The organism is Cardiobacterium valvarum, assembly GCF_900460955.1.
GTDB classification, from domain to species: Bacteria; Pseudomonadota; Gammaproteobacteria; order Cardiobacteriales; family Cardiobacteriaceae; genus Cardiobacterium; species Cardiobacterium valvarum.
Map to the genome: position 1 here is coordinate 2,239,520 of NZ_UFUW01000001.1, position 20,145 is coordinate 2,259,664.

Below are 20,145 nucleotides of genomic sequence, written 5' to 3' on the forward strand. Positions count from 1 at the left end.
CCGGGCACCCTGATGACTATCAATGGGAAAGGGCTGCACGTCTGGGCTGCTCGCAAAACGACATCTGCAAGGCGCTCAAACGCTATCGCTTCACCGTTAAAAAAAAGACTTCCGCCACCGCAAGGCAGACGAAGAAAAACGCCGTGAATTCCTCGAAGTAAAAAGTGTCTATGAAGCACGCCTGCATCCATTCGTTTATATCGATGAAAGCGGCTTCAGAAAAGACATTTCCCGTCCTTACGGTTATGCACCACGCGGGCAAAAATGCGCAGGCGTATCCGGATGGAGCAAGGCACAAACCAACGTTATCGGTGCCCTGTGTGGCACTGTGCCATTTGCTTTCACTGCCTTTGATTGCAGCATAGACAGCGATGTTTTTCACACATGGGTGACAGAAATACTGCTGCCGGAGCTGCCCGCCTGCAGCGTGATCGTGATGGACAACGCCTCCTTCCACAAACGGCAGGACACGCTGGATGCGTTACAGGCTGAGGGACATACGGTGCTGTGGCTTCCGCCCTATAGCCCGGATTTCAACCCGATAGAGAAGACATGGGCATGGATCAAACGGTTGAGGAAACAATGGCGGTTGGCTGATGTGAATGCCCTGCTGTTTTGGTTCTTTACTCTCGTTACTCTTTATTAGCGATTCGACTATACACCGCTTGGCGGGGCAGTATTTACGTCACTTGACGGGCCCCAGTATTTACGTCGCTTGGCGCGTACCGGAAAAACAAAGGATTTGTGGCATTTATGTCATGCCAAAGCGCATGGAGCGGAGCTTATCGTCCTCAAACTGAATGCTGAGATAAGCATCGAGGAGATAAGCGTCGCCGCTGTTGATGTTGCTGTACAACACGCCGTCGCAACCGTGGATACTGACGGAATAGATTTCCAGCATGTCGAACCAATCTTGATCGGCACCACGTTCGACATAGGCGCTGCATTCACGATTGTAGCAGTCAATAAGTGCAGCGGCGGGATACTGCGCCAATGTTTCGAGGGTGGCGATAATGCGGGGGGCGTAATCGGCTATTGCGCCGTCCGCCAGTGTGATGCGGATATTGCTGCCATCGGCCACTGTTTTGTTGAGGATGACAACGCCGCATCGCAGGCAATGGCCACCTTCACCATCAGGCGTGATATCGGCAGGACTGAGATGAATGGGCGATAGCGTCGCCCGCAAAGTACGAATGTCTTTCAGGGCAAATCTGTCGCCTTTCCATGCGGCCTGATCACGCAGTTTGTGCAGGCGGATGATGTCTTTGCGCTCGCCTGTATCGGCAAAAGGCGCAAACGTTTGCAGGGCGGATGCGTGCAGGCAGAGCAGGCTGTTCACCGACGTGAGGAGATCGGCGGTTTCCCGTGTCGATTCTGCCCGTTCCAATGCGGCTTTCAACTCGTATAACGCGCCGATAGCGGCATGGTTATGTTGATTCGGCTGCTTGCGGAAGCGGGCGGCAAGCTCCGTGTATTGCTGTTGGAATGGTGTCATGGCGTTTCCCGGTGAGGTGCTGCTGTGGTGAGTGAAGACGGAACGTGGATTTTATCCCGCTTGGCGGACTCAGTATTTACGCCGCCTGGCGGGCCCAGTGTTTATGCCGCTTGGTGGGGCCAGCGTTTATCCCGTTTGACGGCCGTCTAAACCGGAATCTTGCACACAAAAGTCTTCTTCCAATAGGACAATAACGGGGCTTTTATGGCCGTATTTTCTTGTTTTGCATATGAATAAGGCGGGCTTGCGCCCGCCTTGTTTATTCCGCGTTATCGTCCGCATGGGTGGGCTCGCCGCTGTCGTCCTCGCCTTCGGCGACGATTTGCGCGACAGCAATCAGTTTCTCGCTGTCGCTGGTGCGGATGAGGCGCACGCCCTGGGTGTTGCGACCACTGGTGCTGATTTCGGCGACGCGGGTGCGCACCAGGGTGCCGTTGTCGGTGACGAGCATGATGTGTTCGTCTTCCTGGACTTGCAGGGCGCTGACGGCGCGGCCATTGCGTTCGCTGCACGCGATGGAGATGACGCCTTTGGTGCCGCGCCCTTTTTGCGGGTAGTCGGCAATCGGGGTGCGTTTGCCGTAGCCGTTTTCGGTAACGGTGAGGATGTCGCCATTGTCGGCGACAACGCAGAGGGCGATAACGCGTTGGCCGTCGTCGAGGTTCATGCCGCGCACGCCGGTCGCGTCGCGCCCCATGCTGCGCACGCTCGCTTCGGGGAAGCGCACGGCTTTACCGGCGTCGGAAAAGAGCATGATGTCGCGGCTGCCGTCAGTGAGGGCGACATCCACGAGTTCGTCGTCTTCGCGCAGGTTGATGGCGATGATGCCGATGCTGCGCGGGCGCGAGTAGTCGGACAGCGGGGTTTTTTTGACGGTGCCGCTTTTGGTGGCGAAGATGAGGTAACGGTCTTCGGGGTATTCGCGAGTGGTGAGCACGGCGTTCAGGCGCTCGCCCGGCTCGAAGGGGAGGAGGTTGACGATGGGTTTGCCTTTGGCGTTGCGCCCCGCTTGCGGCAGTTCGTACACTTTCAGCCAGTACACTTTGCCCCGGTTGGTGAAGCAGAGCATGGTGTCGTGGGTGTTGGCGATGATGAGTTGTTCGACGAAGTCTTCGTCTTTGACGGCGGTCGCCGATTTGCCTTTGCCGCCGCGTTTTTGTGCTTCGTAGTCCGAGAGTGGCTGCGCTTTGATGTAGCCTTCGTGCGAAAGGGTGATGACGCGGTCTTCTTCGGCGATGAGGTCTTCAAGCGAGAGGTTGAGATGGGTGTCGAGGATTTGGGTGCGGCGCACGTCGTTGTATTGGTTTTTGATGTCGCGCAGTTCTTCTTTGATGACTTCAAGCAGGCGTTCGGGGATTTGCAGGATGTCGAGCAGGGCTTCGATTTCGTGGATGATTTGCTGGTATTCGTCGAGGATTTTTTCTTGTTCGAGACCAGTCAGGCGGTGCAGACGCAGGTCGAGGATGGCTTGTGCCTGTTCGGGTGAGAGGTGATAGCGGCCATGATGCAGGCCGTATTGTTTGGCAAGGCCTTCGGGGCGCGAGTTTTCAGCGCCGGCGCGGGCGAGCATGTCCACAACTTGCCCTGCCGCCCAGCTTTTGCCGAGCAGAGCTTCTTTGGCCTCACCAGGGCCGCTGGATTGTTTGATGAGTTCGATGACTTCGTCGATGTTGGCAAGGGCGATGGACAGGCCTTCGAGGATGTGGGCGCGTTCACGGGCTTTGCGCAGTTCATAGATGGTGCGGCGGGTGACGACTTCGCGACGGTGCGCCAGGAAGACTTGCAGCGCTTCTTTGAGCGAGAGCAGGCGCGGCTGGCCGCCGACCAGCGCCATCATGTTGATGCCGAAGACGACTTGCAGCTGGGTGAGCTGGAAGAGGTTGTTGAGGATAACTTCAGCGACTTCGCCCCGACGCAGTTCGATCACCATGCGGATGCCGTCTTTGTCCGATTCGTCGCGCAGCGCAGTGATACCGTCGATTTTTTTTTCTTTGACGAGGTCGGCAATTTTGCCCAGCAGGTTGGCCTTGTTGACCTGGTAGGGCAGTTCGTCCACGACGATAGTCTGTTTGCCGCTGTGGTCGTCGGTTTCGATGTGGGTTTTGGCGCGGATGTAGATGCGGCCACGTCCGGTTTCGTAGGCTTCTTTGATGCCGCGCGCGCCGTTGATGAGTGCACCGGTGGGGAAGTCGGGACCGGGAATGTAGCGCATCAACGCGGCGGTATCGGCTTCGGGGTGGTCAAGCAGGTAAAGGCAGGCGTCGAGGGTTTCGCCGAGGTGGTGCGGCGGGATGTTGGTCGCCATGCCGACGGCGATACCGGAGCTACCGTTTACCAGCAGATGCGGCAGGCGGGCGGGCAGGACGACGGGCTCTTGCTGGCTGCCGTCGTAGTTCGGCGCGAAATCAACGGTTTCTTTTTCGATGTCGGTCAGCAGGCTGTGCGCGATTTTCGCCATGCGCGCTTCGGTGTAGCGGTAAGCAGCAGGCGGGTCGCCGTCCATTGAACCGAAGTTGCCCTGACCATCCACTAACGGATAGCGTAGCGAGAAGGGTTGCGCCATGCGCACCAAAGTGTCGTAGATGGCACTGTCGCCGTGCGGGTGGTATTTCCCCATCACGTCACCGACGATGGTCGCGGATTTGACGTATTTTTTGTTCCAGGCGTTGCCCTGTTTATGCATGGAAAAGAGGACGCGGCGGTGCACCGGTTTCAGGCCGTCGCGCGCATCCGGCAGGGCGCGCCCGACGATGACGCTCATCGCGTAGTCCAGATAGGAGCTGCGCATTTCATCCACCAGATTGACCGGCAACACTTCTTTGGCAAATTCGCTCATGTATTTCTCTACCTTGTAGCGTAAAAACGCCCGCACGACGGGGCAAACGGCGCATATTTTAACATGAATGCGGGGCCGCCCCGATTTGTGTCATTCGCACAACAAAACGCTGGCCAACATGTCGCTTTTACCGCATTTATCTTTGCATTTTTGCAACAAAACTCGTATCATGCCGCGCGGATGGGTACCTCTTGCCTGTTCGTGGGCAAGGGTGCCGTCAATCTTGGACGGGCAGCCGTCCACAAGTTCTTAACATTAACTTGCAAGTTTTGTTATGGGAGAAGTAAATATGAAACTTAAAAAACTGATTGCAGTTGCCGTACTTGCTGCTGGTGCAGCTCCGGCATTTGCAGATCTGCCTGCAAATGAAGACCTGACTTCCGCTGGTGGAGATCTGGTCAAAAACCGTTGGGGCGAATGCGTTACCGTCAATGCCAACAAAGGCCTGACTGGTTGCGGCGTACAAGCTCCTGCACCGGAACCGCCGAAAACGGAAATGGTCACCCAAACCGAAACCATCACTCTGGCCGCCGACACCTACTTCGATTTCGACAAGTACAAATTGAAACCGGCCGGTAAAGAAGCCCTGCAACAACTCGCAGGCGATCTGAATCAACGTGGTGCAAACATTCAGAAAATTACTGTCGTTGGTAACACCGACTCCAAAGGCTCTGACGCCTACAACCAAAAACTGTCTGAGCGTCGTGCCAACACTGTTGCCAACTACCTCGTAGAAAACGGCGTACCGCAGTCTTTGATCGAAGCCTACGGTAACGGTGAACGCAACCCGGTTGCCACCAACAAAACCGCCGAAGGCCGTGCGCAAAACCGTCGTGTAGACGTCACGGTTGACGGTCTTGTTGAACGCCAAGTACAACAACCTGTTGCCCAATAAGCACAACCCTATCGCCGCCTAATCCACCCCCGTCTGACGGGGGTTTTTTATATGTCGTTGAATAGATAAAAAGCGCAACGCCGTTACAATTTTTGAGCTGTTTGACTATATGAAAGAAGCCGTATGAAACCACTTCTTATCCTTAAACTCGGTGCCCCCAAAGCCGACATCATCGCCCGCCTCGGCGAGTACAGCGACTGGATCGCGCGCACCATTGCGCCGGTGCAACACTCTGTGCGCGTGCTCGACATCATCGACGGTGAGGCTCTGCCTGCAGTGGATAGCGCCGCCGGCGTCATCCTTACCGGCTCGGCGCATATGGTGCCGGAGCGCCAACTTTGGAGTGAAGCCACCCGCGCCTGGCTGCAACAAGCCGTTCCCGCCGGGCTGCCCGTGTTTGCCATTTGCTACGGCCATCAACTGCTGGCGGATGCCTGCGGCGGCGCAGTCGGCGATAACCCGCGCGGCCTAGAAATCGGCAGCACGACCATCACCCGCCTGCCGACCTGCGACAATGACCCCATCTTCGCCGCCCTGCCGGCACACTTCACCGCCAACGTCACCCATTACCAATCCGTGCTGCGCTTGCCCGCTGGTGCAACCGTTCTCGCCGCCAACGAACACGACCCGCATCAGGCCTACCGTATCGGTGCCCACGCCTGGGGCGTACAATTCCACCCCGAATTTGATGCTGCTGCCATCCGCGCCCATATTGACGGCAGACGTGACACCATCACCGCTATCGGCCACGACCCGGATGCCATCCGTGCCGCTGTCCGCGCTGATACTCCCGACGCCGCCGCCCTGCTACGCCGCTTCGCCCGCTACGCCGCCACCCGCAGCGGCATCATCTGAGCGGCACACCACATCCGTTTTTCATCATCCACAAGGAGTCCCATCATGCCTATCCGTCCCCTCTTCCTCGCCGCTGCATTACTGGGTGCCGATATGGCACTTGCCGCCGACACTGCCGTGCCGGAAGTCTCTGCCACCGCTGCGGCTGCCCTGCAAAAAGCCGATGCCGCCTACAACAATGCCGATTTTAAAGAAGCCTACGCGATCTATAAAACCCTTGCCGACCAAGGCAATGCTCGCGCTGAAACCAGAATCGGCCTGATGTATGCCAATGGTGAACTTGGTAAGCGCGATATGGCTGAAGCTATCGCGCACTACGACAAAGCCGCTGCTGCGGGCGATGGCTATGCGCAATACCAGTTAGGTCTCGCTTTCCGTGAGGGTACAGGGGTCGAACAAGATACCGCCGAAGCAGAAAAATGGTTTGCACAGGCGGGAAAAAGCCTGCACCAAGCCGCACTCCGTCAGGACGCTGAAGCGCAATATTTCTTGAGCCTCTTGTATCGCAACGGCTTGGGTGTCGTAAAAGACCTGCAGGAAAGCGGTCGGTGGCTGCAAAAAGCGGCTGAAAAAGGGTATCCGTCTGCTCAGGTAGCTTATGGTCGTTTTCTGTACGAGGAAAACAAAGATACGGTAGGGCTGCTGGCATGGTGGGAAAAAGCGGCTAACCAAGGCAACTGGCCGGCGCAAGTCGCTTTAGCCAGAGCTTACACGAAAGGTGATTACGGCATTCCCAAAGAGCAAACAAAAGTAGATGAATGGTATCGCCGTCTCCTGCCTGCACTGGAAAAAGCTGCCCGGCAGGGCTCAATTTATGCGCAAACAGAGCTAGGGAAATATTATCTCGCCGCAAAAGACGTTCCTGCTGCCTCCGAAAAAGCGCAGGAATGGTTGGAAAAGGCTGCTACGCAGGGATCCAGAGCCGCACAAACCATACTCGGCATGGGTTATCTGAAAGGCGAGGAGGGGTTTACCGCCAATCCTGAAAAAGCACAGGAATGGCTGGAAAAAGCGGCCCAGCAGGGCTCTGTTATCGCACAATCCATACTTAGTATCAGTTATCTGCACGGCGACGGACTTCCCACTGACCCGGAAAAAGCAAGGTATTGGTCAGAGAAAGTAGAGAAAGCCGCTGCGCAAGGCGACGAAACGGCGCGGGCGCTGTTAAGAGCCCTCCCCGCCAAATAAGGAAACCCCATGCCCCTCCTCCTCACTGCCCAAGACCTCTCGCTTGCCTTCGGCTGGCGGCCCTTGCTCGATCACGTCAACTTCTCGCTGGAAAGCGGCGAGCGCGTCGCCCTGCTGGGCCGCAACGGCGAGGGCAAATCCACCCTGCTCAATGTCTTGCGCGGGGCACAGACGCCGGATGACGGCAGCCTGCGCATCAGCGAAGGCGTGCGCATCGCCTATCTGCCGCAAGACCCGCCCGCAGCGGACGCGCGCACGGTGCGCGAAGTCGTGCGCGACGGGCTGGCTGAAACTGCCGCGCTGGTCGAGCGTTACCAAACCCTGCTTGCCGCCCATGACGCGCATGATGCCGATGAACTCGCCCGTCTCGAAGCAGCGGTAGCGGCAGCAGACGGCTGGCAGCTGGATAACCGTATCGACGGCATCCTGCAACGTTTCGACCTCGATGGCACGACGCAGATGGCGGATTTGTCCGGCGGCTGGCGGCGGCGCGTCTGGCTGGCGCGGGTGCTGGTTGCCCGTCCCGACGTTCTACTGCTTGACGAACCGACCAACCACCTCGATATGGGCACCATCATCTGGCTGGAGAACCTGCTCAACAATTTTGCCAGCGCCGTCGTTTTCGTCACCCACGACCGCGCCTTCCTCGAAAAAGTCGCGAACCGCATTTGGGAACTGGATCGCGGCCGCCTGCTCGACGTGAAAAGCGACTACCGCCGCTTCCTGCGCACCCGCGAGGAAGCACAACATGCCGAAGCCGAAGCGCAGGCGCGTTTCGACAAGAAACTTGCCGAAGAAGAAATCTGGATACGCCAGGGCATCAAGGCGCGGCGCACCCGCAACGAAGGCCGCGTGCGCGCGCTGAAAGCGATGCGCGCCGAACGCGCCGCGCGCATCGAGCGGCAGGGCAAGGCGAATCTGCAACTGGACGCTGGCGAGCGCAGCGGGCGGCAGGTAATCGTCGCCGAAAACCTCAGCTTCGCCCACGCAGGCGGCGCACCGCTGGTGCAGGATTTCAGCGACATCATCGAGCGCGGCGAGAAAATCGGTCTCGTCGGCGCGAACGGCGCGGGCAAAACCACCCTGCTGCGCCTGCTCCTTGGCGAATTGCCGCCGACGGCAGGCCGTCTCAAACACGGCACAAAACTGGAAGTCGCCTACTTCGACCAGTTGCGCGCCCAGCTTGATCCTGAAGAAACCCTGCGCGACAGCGTCGGCGCGGGGCGGGACTACATCGAGACGAACGGCCAGCGCAAGCACATCGCCGCCTACCTGCAAGATTTCCTCTTTCCGCCTGAACGCTGGCGCACCCCGGTCAGCGCGCTCTCCGGCGGCGAACGGGCCCGCCTCCTGCTGGCGCGCCTTTTCGCGCAGCCGGCAAACGTCCTCGTGCTGGACGAACCGACCAACGACCTCGACATCGAAACCCTGGAACTGCTGGAAGAAGTGCTGGCGGACTACCCCGGCACGGTGCTCCTGGTCAGCCATGACCGCGCCTTCCTTGATGCCGTCGTCACCCGCCTGTGGGTATTCAACCGTCACAAAGGCAAAATCGAGCAAATCGTTGGCGGTTTCAGTGACTGGCTGCAACAGGGCGGCGACATCGCCCAACTGGAAGAAGCCGCCGCGCCCGCCGTGAAAACAGCAGAAAAACCCGTTGCCCCTGCCGCCCCGCCCGCCGAAAAGCGCGGCAACAAGCTGTCCTACAAATACCAGCGCGAACTCGAAGCCCTACCTGCGCAGATTGAAGCGGCAGAAGCCGAAGTTGCCCGCCTCACCGCTGCCGTGCAGGAAGCGGATTTCTACCAGCAACCGCAGGAAGCTCAACAGGCAGGCTTTGCCGCGCTGGAAGCGGCGCAGCAGCAGCTGGATGCGCTGGTCGAACGCTGGATGCAGCTTGAAGACGGAGAGGTGTGAGTCTTCCTCTCACCCTCGGCAGCAGCTTAGGTCTGCAAACCTGTATAATCAGTAATATAGTCGTCATAAATAGGATTGTGTTGCGGCGTTGGTGCATCTTGCCGGGCTTTCTGTACGCTCTTCGGCGCACCACCTTGTCTCGCTTCCTATTTGAAACGACTATAAATGGATGACCCGCCCCACCTGTGCCCCGTCATCTCCCTACCGAACAGGCCACCGCCACAACAAAAAACCCTGACATGACCCAAGCCCGCGCCGACAACCCCCTCTACACCCGTGCCTACGCTGCCATGGATCGTGGCGACCTTGCTGCCGCACAGCGCTATTTCAGCAAACTCATTCGCGAAACCCCGCAGAACCGCCACTACCACTACATGTACGCGCTGGCCAGCAAATACCGGGGTGACTGGACGGGCGCGCTCACCCACAACCTGCGTGCCATCGCGCTCGCCGCCGAACACGACGACGCTCCCTACTGGAACGCGGGCATCGCCGCCACCGCCCTTGAAGACTGGGCAAAAGCGCGCCGCCTGTGGCGCGCCTGCGGCATCGCCGTCCCTGAGGGCACCGGCCCCATCAGCGGTAACTACGGCATTGCCGCCATCCGCCTGCACCCCTGGGCGGCAACCAGCGAAACCGTGCTGGCGCGGCGCATTGACCCCGTGCGCGCCCGCCTGCTTGGCGTGCCGCATCCTGCGAGCGGGCACCGCTTTGGCGACATCATCCTGCACGACAGCGTGCCGACCGGCTACCGCCAGCACAACGGCATGGAAATCCCCGAATACAGCGAACTCGCCCGCCTGAAACCCTCACCGTATCCCACCTACACCGCGCGCGTCCGCTGCAGCGACGCCGCCGAACTGCAATCCCTGCTTGATGACGGCGCAAGCGGTGACATCGCCTGCATCGAAGCGCGCCCTGCCAACAGCGATGGCAGCATCACCCTCGACATCGCCGCCAAAACCCGCCTCGCCGTCGCCCAACTCCTCTGCGACTGGGCGCTCGCCGCCGATAGTCGCTCGCTTGAACACATCAGCAGCGAAGAGCTGCCCGTGCCCCCGCCTGACGGCCACCCGCACTGGTGGCTGGCTCCGAAAAATACTGCCCCGCTGCCGGCGGCAGACAGTGCCGTCCACGCCGCCCCGTAACTCATCCGCATAAGCACAGCCGCATGGAACAGACCGTCCTCCTCTTCGGCGAACCCGTCACCCAACTGCCGCAAGACCTCTACATCCCGCCCGATGCCCTGCGCGTCCTGCTCGACACCTTCAGCGGCCCGCTTGATCTGCTCATCTACCTCATCCGCAAGCAAAACATCGACATCCTCGATATCCCCGTCACCCTCATCACCGAGCAATACCTCGCCTACCTTGACCTGATGGAAGAAATGGACATGGTATTGGCGGCGGAATACCTGCTGATGGCCGCGACGCTGGCGGAAATCAAAGCGCGCATGATGCTGCCGCGCCCGCCACAGAGCGACGACGAACCCGAAACCGATCCGCGCGCCCGGCTCGCCGAACAAATACTGGCCTACATCCAGACCGGGAAAGCGGCAGAAAACCTCGCCGCCCTGCCCCGCGTCGGCGCCGACACGGCCCTCTCGGCCCACCTGCCGCCAGTGGGTGCGCAGCCCGTCATCAAGCCACCGGCGGACGCGCACAAACTGGCCGACGTGCTGCGCAAACTCTGGCTGCGCCACGACCTGCGCCGCGCGCACGAAGTCGAAAACGAAAGTTACTCGCTCGCCGAGCGCATGGACAGCATGCAGGCGCGCCTCAGGAACCACCCCGACTGGCAACCGCTCACCGCTTTCTACGGTGCGGGCGAAGGACGCGAAGGCTTTGTAGTCAGCCTGATGGCGATGCTCGAACTCGACCGCTCACAATTACTCGAATGGCAACAGGCAGCGCTGTTTGCCCCGGTCAACCTGCGCCTGCGCCAGTCGCCATAAGCAAACGATAAACATGGCTCCATCCGCTGGGCGGGCGGCGGCGTAGTATTCGCCGCGCTATCCACCTATCTATGACCGTAGCTGGCAGCAGGCATCGGTAACCTTTCAGGCCAGCACCTCGGCCAGCACGTGCAGGATGATGGCGCTCGATGCCGCGCCGGGGTCTTTATGGCCCGCGCTGCGTTCGCCGAGGTAGCTGGCGCGGCCTTTTTTGGCAACAAGCGGGATGGTGCTTTCTGCCGCTTCCTGCGCGACGGCGGCGGCTTTGGCGCTGGCCGTTGCCAGATCTGCACCGTCTGCGGCCGCCTGTTGCAGGGCGGCGGCGGCAGGCTGCCACACGTCGATCATGGTTTTGTCGCCCACTACCGCCTGGCCGCGCGCGGCAAGGCCGGCGACGCCGTCGGCAATGGCCTGGGCGAGGGTGGCGGTATCAAGGTCGGTTTTGCCATTCAGTGCAGAGGCGGTTTTGAGGAAGAGGGTGCCGTAGAGCGGGCCGCTGGCACCGCCGACGGAGGACAGCAGGGTCATGCCGGTGGTTTTGGCGAGGCTGCCGAGGTCTTGTCCTTCCTGGCCGTGCAGTTTTTCGACGGCTTTGTGGAAGCCGCGCTGGATGTTGAGGCCGTGATCGCCGTCGCCGATGGCGGTGTCAAGGGCGGTGAGTTCGTCTTGCGCGGCGCTGAGGGCGGCGGCGCTTTGTTCGATCCAGGCGAGGTATTGGCTGCTGTTCATAGGGGTTCCTTGTGGTTTGGAGTGGTAAGCGGGGTAATCATCGGGGCCGCTATAGTTAAACATCTAAAAAATCGTAACGGCGTTGCGTCGCCTTGCCGTACTACCTGTACTGTCTGCGGCGACGCGCCTTGTTACGCTTTTTTATCTATTCAACTATATGTCTCTACGTTTTCTTGCTGCGTATCGCTGCCGTGTTGCCGCAGGTTTTATGGTGGGCTAAAGCCCACCCTACGGTTTGGGTAGTCACCAAGCGGGTCATTATTGGGCTCGTCAAGCGGAGCCGAAGTCCCCTCCCCCGTGCGCGGGGGAGGGCCAGGGTGGGGGTGTTCGTCCGCAGGGCGAAACCATCGTCCAGCGGGGCCGTTACCGAGCCCGCGCAGGGTAGGCGTTCGCCTAGCGGTTTTGGGTTACCAGTTGAGCGCCGGGGTGTGTACCGGGGCGTCGTAGAGGGTGAGGGTGTCGTCATCAACGGCGAGCAGGGTGATGGAGACGCCCTGCATGTCGAGCGAGGTGCAGTAGCTGCCAACGAGGCTGCGCGCGATGGTGATGCCGTTCGCCGCGCAGGCTTGCGCCAGGCGGTGATAGACGCCATAGCATTCGGAGAGCGGTACGCTGCCGAGGTTGTTCACCATGGCGATGACGCGGTCGCCCGCTTGCAGCGGGGTTTTGGCGACGGTTTCTTCGTCCCAGCTCGCGGTGTCACGATTCCATTGGCGCAGGGGGCGGCTGTAAGCGCCGTGTTCGATGAGGGTGCCGAACATTTGACCGACCACGGTGTCGAGGTCGGTGTAAGGGCGGCGTTCGATGCCGGGTTCACCGTGGATGCCGACGCCGTATTCGATTTCGTTATCGGCGAGGGTAAAGGAGGGTTTGCCCGCTGCCGGCACGGTGCAGGCACCGAGGGCGATACCGATGCTGTGGCAGTGGTTGTTGAGTTTGCGGCCAAGGGCAGCGAGGCTGTCGAGGTCGTCGCCCCGGCGGGCGGCGGCACCGAGCAGTTTTTCGATGAGGACGGTGCCGGCGACGCCACGGCGTCCGGCGGTGTAGAGGCTGTCTTTGACGGCCACATCGTCATCGGTGAGGACGACGGCGACGGGGTGGCCCATGTCGTGCAGGAGTTCGGTAGCGGTTTCGAAGTTCAGGACGTCGCCGGTGTAGTTTTTGATGATGAGCAGCACGCCGCGTCCGCTGTCCACTGCTTCGGCGCAGGCAAGGACTTGATCCGGCGTGGGCGAGGTAAAGATTTCGCCCGGTACGGCACCGTCGAGCATCCCGTCGCCGATGAAGCCGCTGTGCATGGGTTCGTGACCGCTGCCGCCGCCGCAGATGAGGCCGACTTTGCCGGCGACCGGTGCGTCTGCGCGGGTGATGTAGGTGGGATCGCGGTGCAAGGTGAGGCCGGGGTGGGCGGCAACGAAGCCTTGCAGCTGTTCGTCGAGGATGGTGTCCACACGGTTGATGAGTTTTTTCATGGCTGTTCCTGGGGTTGGGGGTTGAGGGTGAGCACGGTGCCGTCCGGCGCACCGGTGTTGATGCCGGAGAGTAGCGGGCGCGCGGCATGGCGGCAGAGGATGGCGCTGTGGCTGTGGCTATCGTCTTCGTCAAGGATGACGGCGACGCAGTTATCCGGCAGGACGGCGGCGGCACTGGGATAGAGGCGCGCGGTGGCGAGGATGAAGGGGCTGTCTTCGGGATAAGGAGGCGGGGGCAGGTGCGCCAGGCTGGCGAGGACACCATCGGCAAGGTCGGCGAAATCGAGGACGCGCGCGCGCAGGTAGGGGTCGCGGATGGCGGCGAACTGCTCAATGGCGGCGGCGGTTTCGGCGCGCCAAGCGGCAACGGTTTCGTTCTCCGCGCGGGCGAGGGTGTTGGCCGCGAGCTCGTCCAGCAGTTGTTGTTGCGCGGCAAAGATGTCGCCTGCGTCGTCGCCGTAGCGGGCGCTGGTGTATTTGCGCAGGTCGCCGAGGTGGGCGCGCCAGGCGTCCACAGCAGCGGTGAAGGCAGCGCGGTCGGCGCGCAGGTCGGCGGGAATGACGGGCGGATGGTCGTGGTAGAGGGCAGCGCTGATGGGCGCCGTCGGCAGGTTTGGCGTCTCGGTCGTGCTATCGCCGAAGTTGGCGGCGGCTAGGTCGCGGAAGGCGGCAAGTGCGGCGGCACTGTCGGCGCCATCGGCGTAGAGGGTGAGGCTGTCGCCCTGCCGTGCTTGCAGGGCGGTGAGCTGGTTCAGGCTGCGCGGATCGGCGCTTTGCCCGTCTTTGACGAGGGTGAGGCTGGCCGCAAAAGGCGCCAGCGCGGCGACAAGACGCGCAGCGGGACGGGCGTGCAGGCCGTGCGGGTTGGTGAGGGTAATGGTCGCTGCTTCGCCTGCGGGAACGGCGGCAGTAGCGAGGACAGGCGTGGTCACGCCCAGCGCCAGTTGTTTGGCGAGTAATGCGCCTTCGGCTTCGCGGGCGACGGTCACCAAATCCGCTCCGCTCGCCGCTGCCACGGCGGCACTCAGCGCCCCTTCGACGAAGGGCGCAGCAGCGATGCGGCAGCGCGCCGCCACGTCGGGATCGACAAGATCCAGCGCCGTCTGCGCGCTCAATATGGCGCTGCCGAGGTCAACGAGGATGAGGATGCCGTCGGGGTTATCGGCAGCGTCGATGGCGTTCATGATGCGCACGGCGTCGGTGCCGATGGGGTTATCGGCATCATCAATACCGGCGGCGGTGTGAATGGTGGCGGGATCAGCGCTCACTTGCGCAGCGAGTTCGACCAGCGCCTGCGCGAGGGCGGGATGATGCGAGACGAGGATGAGGTGGACCATGATGTCTCCGGGTCTGTGTTTTCGGTGGGGATTATACGCGCAAAACCACAGTTATCCACGCATAAAGCTGTGTTTAATCACAGCATGACAATGCACTCGCAGACTCTCTTCGCTAAGCTGGGGCCGTCATGAAAAAGGCGCCTGTTGGCGCCTCTTTTTTTAGCGGTGCTGATTGCGTTCCAGTAGTGTGCGGGTGTAATCCGTATTACGCATGACCGCTTGGCAAGTCTGCGCCAGTAGCACTGTCATCATGCCAGTCAGCAGCGTACCTGCACCATAGAAAAAGACCAGCATTGCCGTCCCATAACGGGCTCCAATGCTGGAAAGCATGATAAAGATACCTGCTGCAGCAAACAGCCAGCCGATGGCGGAAACAATTTTGGCGATCAGTATGCCGCCGCCGTATCCGGTCGGTATGTGCTCGACTGGCGCGGCTGGTGCGGATACTGGGGGCTGAGCCACTGCTGGATTGACGGGCTCACCAACGGTGAACGATTTATGACAAGCCTCGCACTGCACGACACTACCCGCTTCGGCAGGTTGGCGTTGGACAGCGGCGCAATGGGGACAGATGGCTACACTCATATTAACTCCTGTGTTCCTTGTGTATTTAACACACCATTTAGCGGTGTGCCGATGGTTGCCGCGTAGCGGCGACGGCATTGTAGAAGGAATGGGCGGATAAATACCAAATTTTGCTGTTATTACGCTTTATCCAGCCTCAACTGAGAAATGCTTTTTGCCCCGCGCAGGTTCAGCTTTGGATCCGCGCTAAATAGGCAATTTTCTACAGTCACGAGCGGAAGTGTCGCTACCGTCTATGTCCTACCGCCCAAAATCCACTTCCCCCGCCCCTTGCCGCAATACAACTGGCGGCATTTCGGTGAGGTCAAGGACGGTGGTCGGGCGCAGAGGCAGGTCGCCCGCGTCCACGATAAGGTCGATGAGGCCGGTGACAGAAGCGGGCAGGTCGTGGATGTCGTCGCTGTAATCGTCGCTGTCGAAGAGCGACACCCCCATCAGCGCTTCGCCGTGCGCGGCAAGCAGCGCCTGCATGATGGGGTGATCGGGCACGCGGATGCCGATGGTTTTGCGCTTGTCGTTCTGCACGCGGCGCGGCACTTCGCGGCTGGCGGGCAGGATGCAGGTGTAGGCGCCGGGGAAGAGGGTTTTCAGCAGGCGGTACTGCACGTTGTCCACGCGTGCATAGCGGCCAAGATCGGTGAGGTCGGCGCAGAGAATGGTGAAAGGGTGGTCGCGGTCCAGTTCGCGGATGTGGCGGATTTTGTCCGCCGCCGCCTTGTCGTCCAGGCGGCAAAGCAGGGCGTAGCCGGAATCGCTCGGCACGACGACCACGGCGCCGCTTCTGATGATGTCGGCAACGCGGTCAATGTCGCGCGGCTTGATGCGTTCGGGATGGATTTCGAGTATATCGCTCATGGTGGGTTCCTATGTTTATAGTCGTTTCAGATAGGACTGAGGCTCGCCAACACTGTATCAGTGCTATTTGGGACGGCTATAGCGTGTCCGCCGTGCCACGGCGGGCGACTGTGCGAGAATATAGCACGCCACATACACGAGGTTATCCCCATGTCCACCCTGAACGAACTGCGCGCGCAAATTGATGCGCTGGATGCCGACATTCTCGCCCGCCTCTCGCAACGCGCCCGCTGCGCCCGCGAAGTCGGCGCCATCAAGAAGGCCGAAGGCAGCAAAAACATCGCTTACTACCGTCCGGAACGCGAACGGCAGGTGCTGGAACGCGTCGCCGCGTTAAACGACGGCCCGCTGCCGGATCAGGAAATCATGCGCCTTTTCCGCGAAATCATGTCCGCCTGCCTCGCCCTCGAACTGCCGCTGGAAATCGCCTATCTCGGCCCGGAAGGCACCTTCACCCAGGCCGCCGCGCTGAAACAGTTCGGCCATTCCGTCACCACCCGCCCGCTGCGCTCCATCCCCGACATCTTCAAGGCGGTGGAAAGCGGCGTGTGCAGCTACGGCGTGGTGCCGGTCGAGAACTCGACCGAAGGCATGGTCACGCACACCCTGGACAGCTTCGTCACCTCCAGCCTCAACATCTGCGGCGAAGTGCTGCTGCGCATCGGGCAGAACCTCATGACCCACGCCACTGCGCTGGCGGACATCCGCCGCGTCTATTCGCACAGCCAGTCGCTGGCGCAATGCCGCAGCTGGCTGGCGGGAAACCTGCCGCATGCGGACATCATCATGGCCGGCAGCAACGGCGAAGCGGCCCGCCTCGCCTCCGAAGAACCGGATGCGGCGGCGATTGCCGGAAAAATGGCGGCAGAACTCTACGGCGTGCCGGTGCGCTACCCGCATATCGAAGACGACGGCAACAACACCACACGCTTCCTCGTCATCGGTCAGCAGGCAAGCGGCATCAGCGGCTGCGACAAAACCACCATCCTCGTCTCCTCGCAGAACCGCCCCGGCCTGCTCTACCAGCTGCTCGAACCCATTGGCCGTCACGGCATCAACATGACCCGCATCGAATCCCGCCCCAGCCGCCGGGGCATGTGGGAATACGTGTTCTTCATCGACCTCGAAGGCCACCGCGACGAACCGCAAATGCGCGTCCTCCTGGACGAAATCCGCGACCGCGCCAGCCTGTTCCGTATCCTCGGCAGCTACCCGCAGTCGGTGTTGCAATAGGGCGTAACATCAACACTCTGCCCAACGATCTCAACATACCCAATCATTTCCGCTGAGTAGCTGCCGTCATCATCCACCATGCCTTTGTGTCTCAGTTCCCGCTGCAAGGCGGGCTCCATTACCGTAGGAAGTAATGCAGTACGCTGTTCAGGCTGCAAGAAGGGCGTAGCGGGCGGTGCCAATAGATATTTCTCAGGAAAACGTTCTATGGCAGGTACCCGTGTACCGTCCTGTCTGATTGCAATTGCCTGTACTATCACTCGTTTTTCCCTTTTACCGACAAAGGTTTCAACCAGCCATAACGACAACAATACTGGTTCAACGACATTGCCGCATACGGCAATGCCTATTTCCTCAGGCGGCAGGTTGCGCCAATGATTGATTTCTGCTTGTACCAAAGGATGATCCAATCCCATCAATTGCAGGCCTCCCTGACGTGTCGCTGTCTCGCGTACCAACGTAAAACGGCTGCAGGACACACCTTCTGCCGTAATCAGATCGTACGTGCTTTCTGCTACTTCGACCAGTTCTTGCTGATGCTCCGTGATTGCTGCCGAGAAAAAACGCAGCAAACGATCCAATCCGGATGACACATCCGAGAAAGGTTGATAATCATCAAGGCTAAATCCATCCAGATCCTGAAATAGATCAAATACTACTTGCCTTGCTTCCCGTGAGTTTGATAGCGCTGCTTCCAGTTCTACTTGTGTGCGCTTCAGTTCTGGGTCGGATAGTGCTTCCTGATACAGGCGATCGTAGTTCAACCGTTCCGACAATTGGCCAAGAATTTGAGCTCGCAAATCTTCCGCGACGTTGCCCTGTTCATCCACTTTGCCGACCGTGCGGGCAATTTCAGACAATTTTTCATCAAGCATCAGAAAAATACGACCTTCAATCGTATCTGACAGTACAAGGTTGTAGACCTGTGCCGTATCGTGCTGGCCATAGCGGTGGATACGTCCAATACGCTGCTCAACATCCATCGGATTCCACGGCAAATCAAAATTGAACAGAATACGGGCAAATTGCAGGTTGATGCCTTCTCGCCCAGCAGCCGTGCAGACCAGTACATGTGGTCCATTTTTGGCGCGAAAGCGTCTTTCTGCTGCGGCTTTGGCGCCGTGATCCCCGCCACGCAGCACCACGACGCCCTGCCCAGGAAATACCCGTTCAATCTCGCGGGAGATCATGTCCACTGTGCCGAGATAGGTGGCAAAAATAACGATCTTCTCGTCTGGATTTTGTCGCCACAATGTCCCCAAACCATCCAGCAGCTTCTGCATTTTGGTTTCGCTTTGTGCGGGGAAGTGGCGCAACAGATCATCAATGCGCAGACGTTCCTCGGGCAAATGCAAATTTACCGCTGCCGCAACCACATCCTCGGCATGAAAAGCTGAATATTCATTGCCATAGGGTTCAGAAGCCATTTCCAGTGCTTCTTCATCCAGCTTCTTTACCAACCGGTATTTCAGATCCGCCAAGATACGATCCGCCTCGCTACGCCCAATACTGTCCCGAGTGAGGCCATATTCTTCATGAATCAGTGTGCGTGCTTCTTCTGTCAGACGTTCACGACCGTCAATATCCAGTTCCTTATCGCGCAACAAGGCTTCATGCAGAGTCAACATCAATAGACGGCGTTTGAGTGTACGCCGCACGGCAGAGAAACTCGAAGCGGCGATCTTTTGGAAAATCGCCATCAGAAAACCTAATGCCCGTCCGCGATGTCCCTGCCGGCGGGCCAAATCAAAGCCGTCTTCCAAGTATTCGCGCAACTTTCCGTAGAAGCGTTTTTCGGCACCATTCATCACGAAAGATTCCGTATGCACCCAGCGGCGAGCAAAAAGTGGGGTGCCATCCGGCTGACAGGCATCTGCCTTGGTACGACGGAACATCACCGTATTCAGACGGTGTCGTTCTTCCACCATATCTTCAGCGCCTCGAAACAAAGTCGGATTCAGCAGTTGTACCAGCATCCAGAATTGAAAATGGTCACCCTGATGCGGTGTAGCCGAAAGCAACAGCAAATCGCGTGTATGTCCTTTTAGTGCCTCTGCTAGTTTGTAATTTTCCGTCTTGCGTACCTTGCTACCACTGCGATGTGCCGTGAGGTGATGTGCTTCATCGAATACCACCAAATCCCAAGGTGGTGCATCCAGCAGCCGCTTGATGCGCACTGGGCGCTTCAAGGTGTCAATACTGGCAATCAGTCGATCATGCTTGGCAAAAGCATTGGTTTTACGGTCGGTAATGTCGCCTTCGGAACCAAACACTTCAAAATCAAGATTGAACACATCATTTAGTTCGCGATGCCAATTATTGACTAAGCCCGCGGGAACAACCATCAGGGCACGCGTCAATTCTCCACGGCTAGCCAGTTCACGCAAAATCAATGCAGTTTCGATAGTCTTGCCCAAGCCGACCTCGTCAGCAATCAGGTAACGCCGGGGTGAAGCCGTGGCAATGCGATGGGTCAGGACAACCTGATGCGGCAACAAATCAATCTTGGCCGAAGTCAAGGTCGAAGCGCTTTCCATCACCGGCAGTACATGCGCTTCATAAGCCAGCCATGCCTTATGATTACGTGCTGTATCACTGGCGACGGCTCGCAGGATGCGTTCACTGCGTGAACGCTCCCGCTGCAGGGTGGAGACAGGTACACGACGCTCACCGACGCTGAAAAATGCGCGTAAATATCCGTCATGCACCAGTTCGAGGACAACGCCCTGTCCGTATTCACCATGAACGATGCGTTCGCCGGGTTGAAATACCCTATCTGTCATCACGAATCGCC

General features: G+C 59.4%; 15 protein-coding genes and 2 pseudogenes. 9 read left to right on the forward strand and 8 right to left on the reverse strand.

Translation table 11 applies throughout. From position 1 onward, the window contains the following. Window positions 1–5 precede the first annotated feature (5 nt). A pseudogene (locus DY250_RS14960) lies at window positions 6–161 on the forward strand (IS630 transposase-related protein); the annotation flags it as partial. After that, window positions 122–646, forward strand: a pseudogene (locus tag DY250_RS14075) (IS630 family transposase); the annotation flags it as partial. The pseudogenes DY250_RS14960 and DY250_RS14075, both read left to right, overlap by 40 nt. Before the next feature lie 105 nt (window positions 647–751). Here DY250_RS14075 and DY250_RS10900 read toward each other — a convergent pair. Continuing rightward, window positions 752–1,495 carry a hypothetical protein gene (locus tag DY250_RS10900; protein WP_115612311.1) on the reverse strand — a complete coding sequence of 248 codons (744 nt, stop codon included), beginning with the start codon at window positions 1,493–1,495 and terminating at the stop codon, window positions 752–754. Window positions 1,496–1,754: 259 nt separating this feature from the next. Further along, on the reverse strand, window positions 1,755–4,331 hold the full coding sequence (gyrA, locus tag DY250_RS10905) for a DNA gyrase subunit A (protein WP_115612312.1): 2,577 nt from the start codon (window positions 4,329–4,331) through the stop codon (window positions 1,755–1,757). A gap of 289 nt (window positions 4,332–4,620) precedes the next feature. Between gyrA and DY250_RS10910 the strand changes: the two genes are divergently transcribed. From DY250_RS10910 to DY250_RS10935, 6 genes are all read left to right on the forward strand, one after another. Continuing rightward, window positions 4,621–5,226 (forward strand): OmpA family protein, encoded by a 606-nt coding sequence (locus tag DY250_RS10910; protein ID WP_040389498.1) that lies wholly within the window; start codon window positions 4,621–4,623, stop codon window positions 5,224–5,226. Between the two features lie 123 nt (window positions 5,227–5,349). Further along, window positions 5,350–6,081 carry a glutamine amidotransferase gene (locus DY250_RS10915; protein WP_115612313.1) on the forward strand — a complete coding sequence of 244 codons (732 nt, stop codon included), beginning with the start codon at window positions 5,350–5,352 and terminating at the stop codon, window positions 6,079–6,081. Window positions 6,082–6,126: 45 nt separating this feature from the next. Further along, window positions 6,127–7,269, forward strand: coding sequence for a tetratricopeptide repeat protein (locus tag DY250_RS10920; RefSeq protein ID WP_115612314.1), 1,143 nt, complete (start codon window positions 6,127–6,129; stop codon window positions 7,267–7,269). Between the two features lie 9 nt (window positions 7,270–7,278). Next, window positions 7,279–9,186, forward strand: coding sequence for an ATP-binding cassette domain-containing protein (locus DY250_RS10925; protein ID WP_115612315.1), 1,908 nt, complete (start codon window positions 7,279–7,281; stop codon window positions 9,184–9,186). 239 nt (window positions 9,187–9,425) lie between these two features. Then, window positions 9,426–10,334: a tetratricopeptide repeat protein gene (locus tag DY250_RS10930; RefSeq protein ID WP_115612316.1), complete on the forward strand. Its 909-nt coding sequence runs from the start codon at window positions 9,426–9,428 to the stop codon at window positions 10,332–10,334. 23 nt (window positions 10,335–10,357) lie between these two features. Beyond that, window positions 10,358–11,140: a segregation and condensation protein A gene (locus DY250_RS10935; RefSeq protein ID WP_115612317.1), complete on the forward strand. Its 783-nt coding sequence runs from the start codon at window positions 10,358–10,360 to the stop codon at window positions 11,138–11,140. Between the two features lie 105 nt (window positions 11,141–11,245). On the opposite strand, the gene dhaL is transcribed toward DY250_RS10935, so the two are convergent. The 5 genes from dhaL to DY250_RS10960 all read right to left on the reverse strand — a co-directional run bounded on the left by dhaL (window position 11,246) and on the right by DY250_RS10960 (window position 16,118). Continuing rightward, window positions 11,246–11,869 (reverse strand): dihydroxyacetone kinase subunit DhaL, encoded by a 624-nt coding sequence (gene dhaL, locus DY250_RS10940; RefSeq protein WP_245951114.1) that lies wholly within the window; start codon window positions 11,867–11,869, stop codon window positions 11,246–11,248. Between the two features lie 407 nt (window positions 11,870–12,276). Next, the gene (dhaK, locus tag DY250_RS10945; protein ID WP_115612319.1) at window positions 12,277–13,341 is read right to left on the reverse strand and encodes a dihydroxyacetone kinase subunit DhaK; all 1,065 of its coding nucleotides are present in this window, start codon (window positions 13,339–13,341) and stop codon (window positions 12,277–12,279) included. Beyond that, on the reverse strand, window positions 13,338–14,678 hold the full coding sequence (dhaM, locus tag DY250_RS10950) for a dihydroxyacetone kinase phosphoryl donor subunit DhaM (RefSeq protein ID WP_115612320.1): 1,341 nt from the start codon (window positions 14,676–14,678) through the stop codon (window positions 13,338–13,340). Before dhaM ends, dhaK begins: the two co-directional genes overlap by 4 nt. A 159-nt stretch (window positions 14,679–14,837) precedes the next feature. Then, complete coding sequence (locus DY250_RS10955; RefSeq protein WP_115612321.1) at window positions 14,838–15,263, reverse strand: hypothetical protein; 426 nt, start codon at window positions 15,261–15,263, stop codon at window positions 14,838–14,840. Between the two features lie 240 nt (window positions 15,264–15,503). Further along, window positions 15,504–16,118 (reverse strand): L-threonylcarbamoyladenylate synthase, encoded by a 615-nt coding sequence (locus DY250_RS10960; RefSeq protein ID WP_115612322.1) that lies wholly within the window; start codon window positions 16,116–16,118, stop codon window positions 15,504–15,506. 150 nt (window positions 16,119–16,268) lie between these two features. Between DY250_RS10960 and pheA the strand changes: the two genes are divergently transcribed. Next, window positions 16,269–17,351 carry a prephenate dehydratase gene (pheA, locus tag DY250_RS10965; RefSeq protein ID WP_115612323.1) on the forward strand — a complete coding sequence of 361 codons (1,083 nt, stop codon included), beginning with the start codon at window positions 16,269–16,271 and terminating at the stop codon, window positions 17,349–17,351. On the opposite strand, the gene DY250_RS10970 is transcribed toward pheA, so the two are convergent. Next, the gene (locus tag DY250_RS10970; protein WP_115612324.1) at window positions 17,327–20,134 is read right to left on the reverse strand and encodes a DEAD/DEAH box helicase; all 2,808 of its coding nucleotides are present in this window, start codon (window positions 20,132–20,134) and stop codon (window positions 17,327–17,329) included. The two genes, pheA and DY250_RS10970, sit on opposite strands and share 25 nt — an antisense overlap. Window positions 20,135–20,145 lie beyond the last annotated feature (11 nt).

What these genes read in the sequence shown, in the direction of transcription:
- DY250_RS10900 (WP_115612311.1), bottom strand. Translation starts at nt 1,495, where the DNA reads ATGACACCATTCCAACAGCAATACACGGAGCTTGCCGCCCGCTTCCGC.
- gyrA (WP_115612312.1), bottom strand. Translation starts at nt 4,331, where the DNA reads ATGAGCGAATTTGCCAAAGAAGTGTTGCCGGTCAATCTGGTGGATGAA.
- DY250_RS10910 (WP_040389498.1), top strand. Translation starts at nt 4,621, where the DNA reads ATGAAACTTAAAAAACTGATTGCAGTTGCCGTACTTGCTGCTGGTGCA.
- DY250_RS10915 (WP_115612313.1), top strand. Translation starts at nt 5,350, where the DNA reads ATGAAACCACTTCTTATCCTTAAACTCGGTGCCCCCAAAGCCGACATC.
- DY250_RS10920 (WP_115612314.1), top strand. Translation starts at nt 6,127, where the DNA reads ATGCCTATCCGTCCCCTCTTCCTCGCCGCTGCATTACTGGGTGCCGAT.
- DY250_RS10925 (WP_115612315.1), top strand. Translation starts at nt 7,279, where the DNA reads ATGCCCCTCCTCCTCACTGCCCAAGACCTCTCGCTTGCCTTCGGCTGG.
- DY250_RS10930 (WP_115612316.1), top strand. Translation starts at nt 9,426, where the DNA reads ATGACCCAAGCCCGCGCCGACAACCCCCTCTACACCCGTGCCTACGCT.
- DY250_RS10935 (WP_115612317.1), top strand. Translation starts at nt 10,358, where the DNA reads ATGGAACAGACCGTCCTCCTCTTCGGCGAACCCGTCACCCAACTGCCG.
- dhaL (WP_245951114.1), bottom strand. Translation starts at nt 11,869, where the DNA reads ATGAACAGCAGCCAATACCTCGCCTGGATCGAACAAAGCGCCGCCGCC.
- dhaK (WP_115612319.1), bottom strand. Translation starts at nt 13,341, where the DNA reads ATGAAAAAACTCATCAACCGTGTGGACACCATCCTCGACGAACAGCTG.
- dhaM (WP_115612320.1), bottom strand. Translation starts at nt 14,678, where the DNA reads ATGGTCCACCTCATCCTCGTCTCGCATCATCCCGCCCTCGCGCAGGCG.
- DY250_RS10955 (WP_115612321.1), bottom strand. Translation starts at nt 15,263, where the DNA reads ATGAGTGTAGCCATCTGTCCCCATTGCGCCGCTGTCCAACGCCAACCT.
- DY250_RS10960 (WP_115612322.1), bottom strand. Translation starts at nt 16,118, where the DNA reads ATGAGCGATATACTCGAAATCCATCCCGAACGCATCAAGCCGCGCGAC.
- pheA (WP_115612323.1), top strand. Translation starts at nt 16,269, where the DNA reads ATGTCCACCCTGAACGAACTGCGCGCGCAAATTGATGCGCTGGATGCC.
- DY250_RS10970 (WP_115612324.1), bottom strand. Translation starts at nt 20,134, where the DNA reads ATGACAGATAGGGTATTTCAACCCGGCGAACGCATCGTTCATGGTGAA.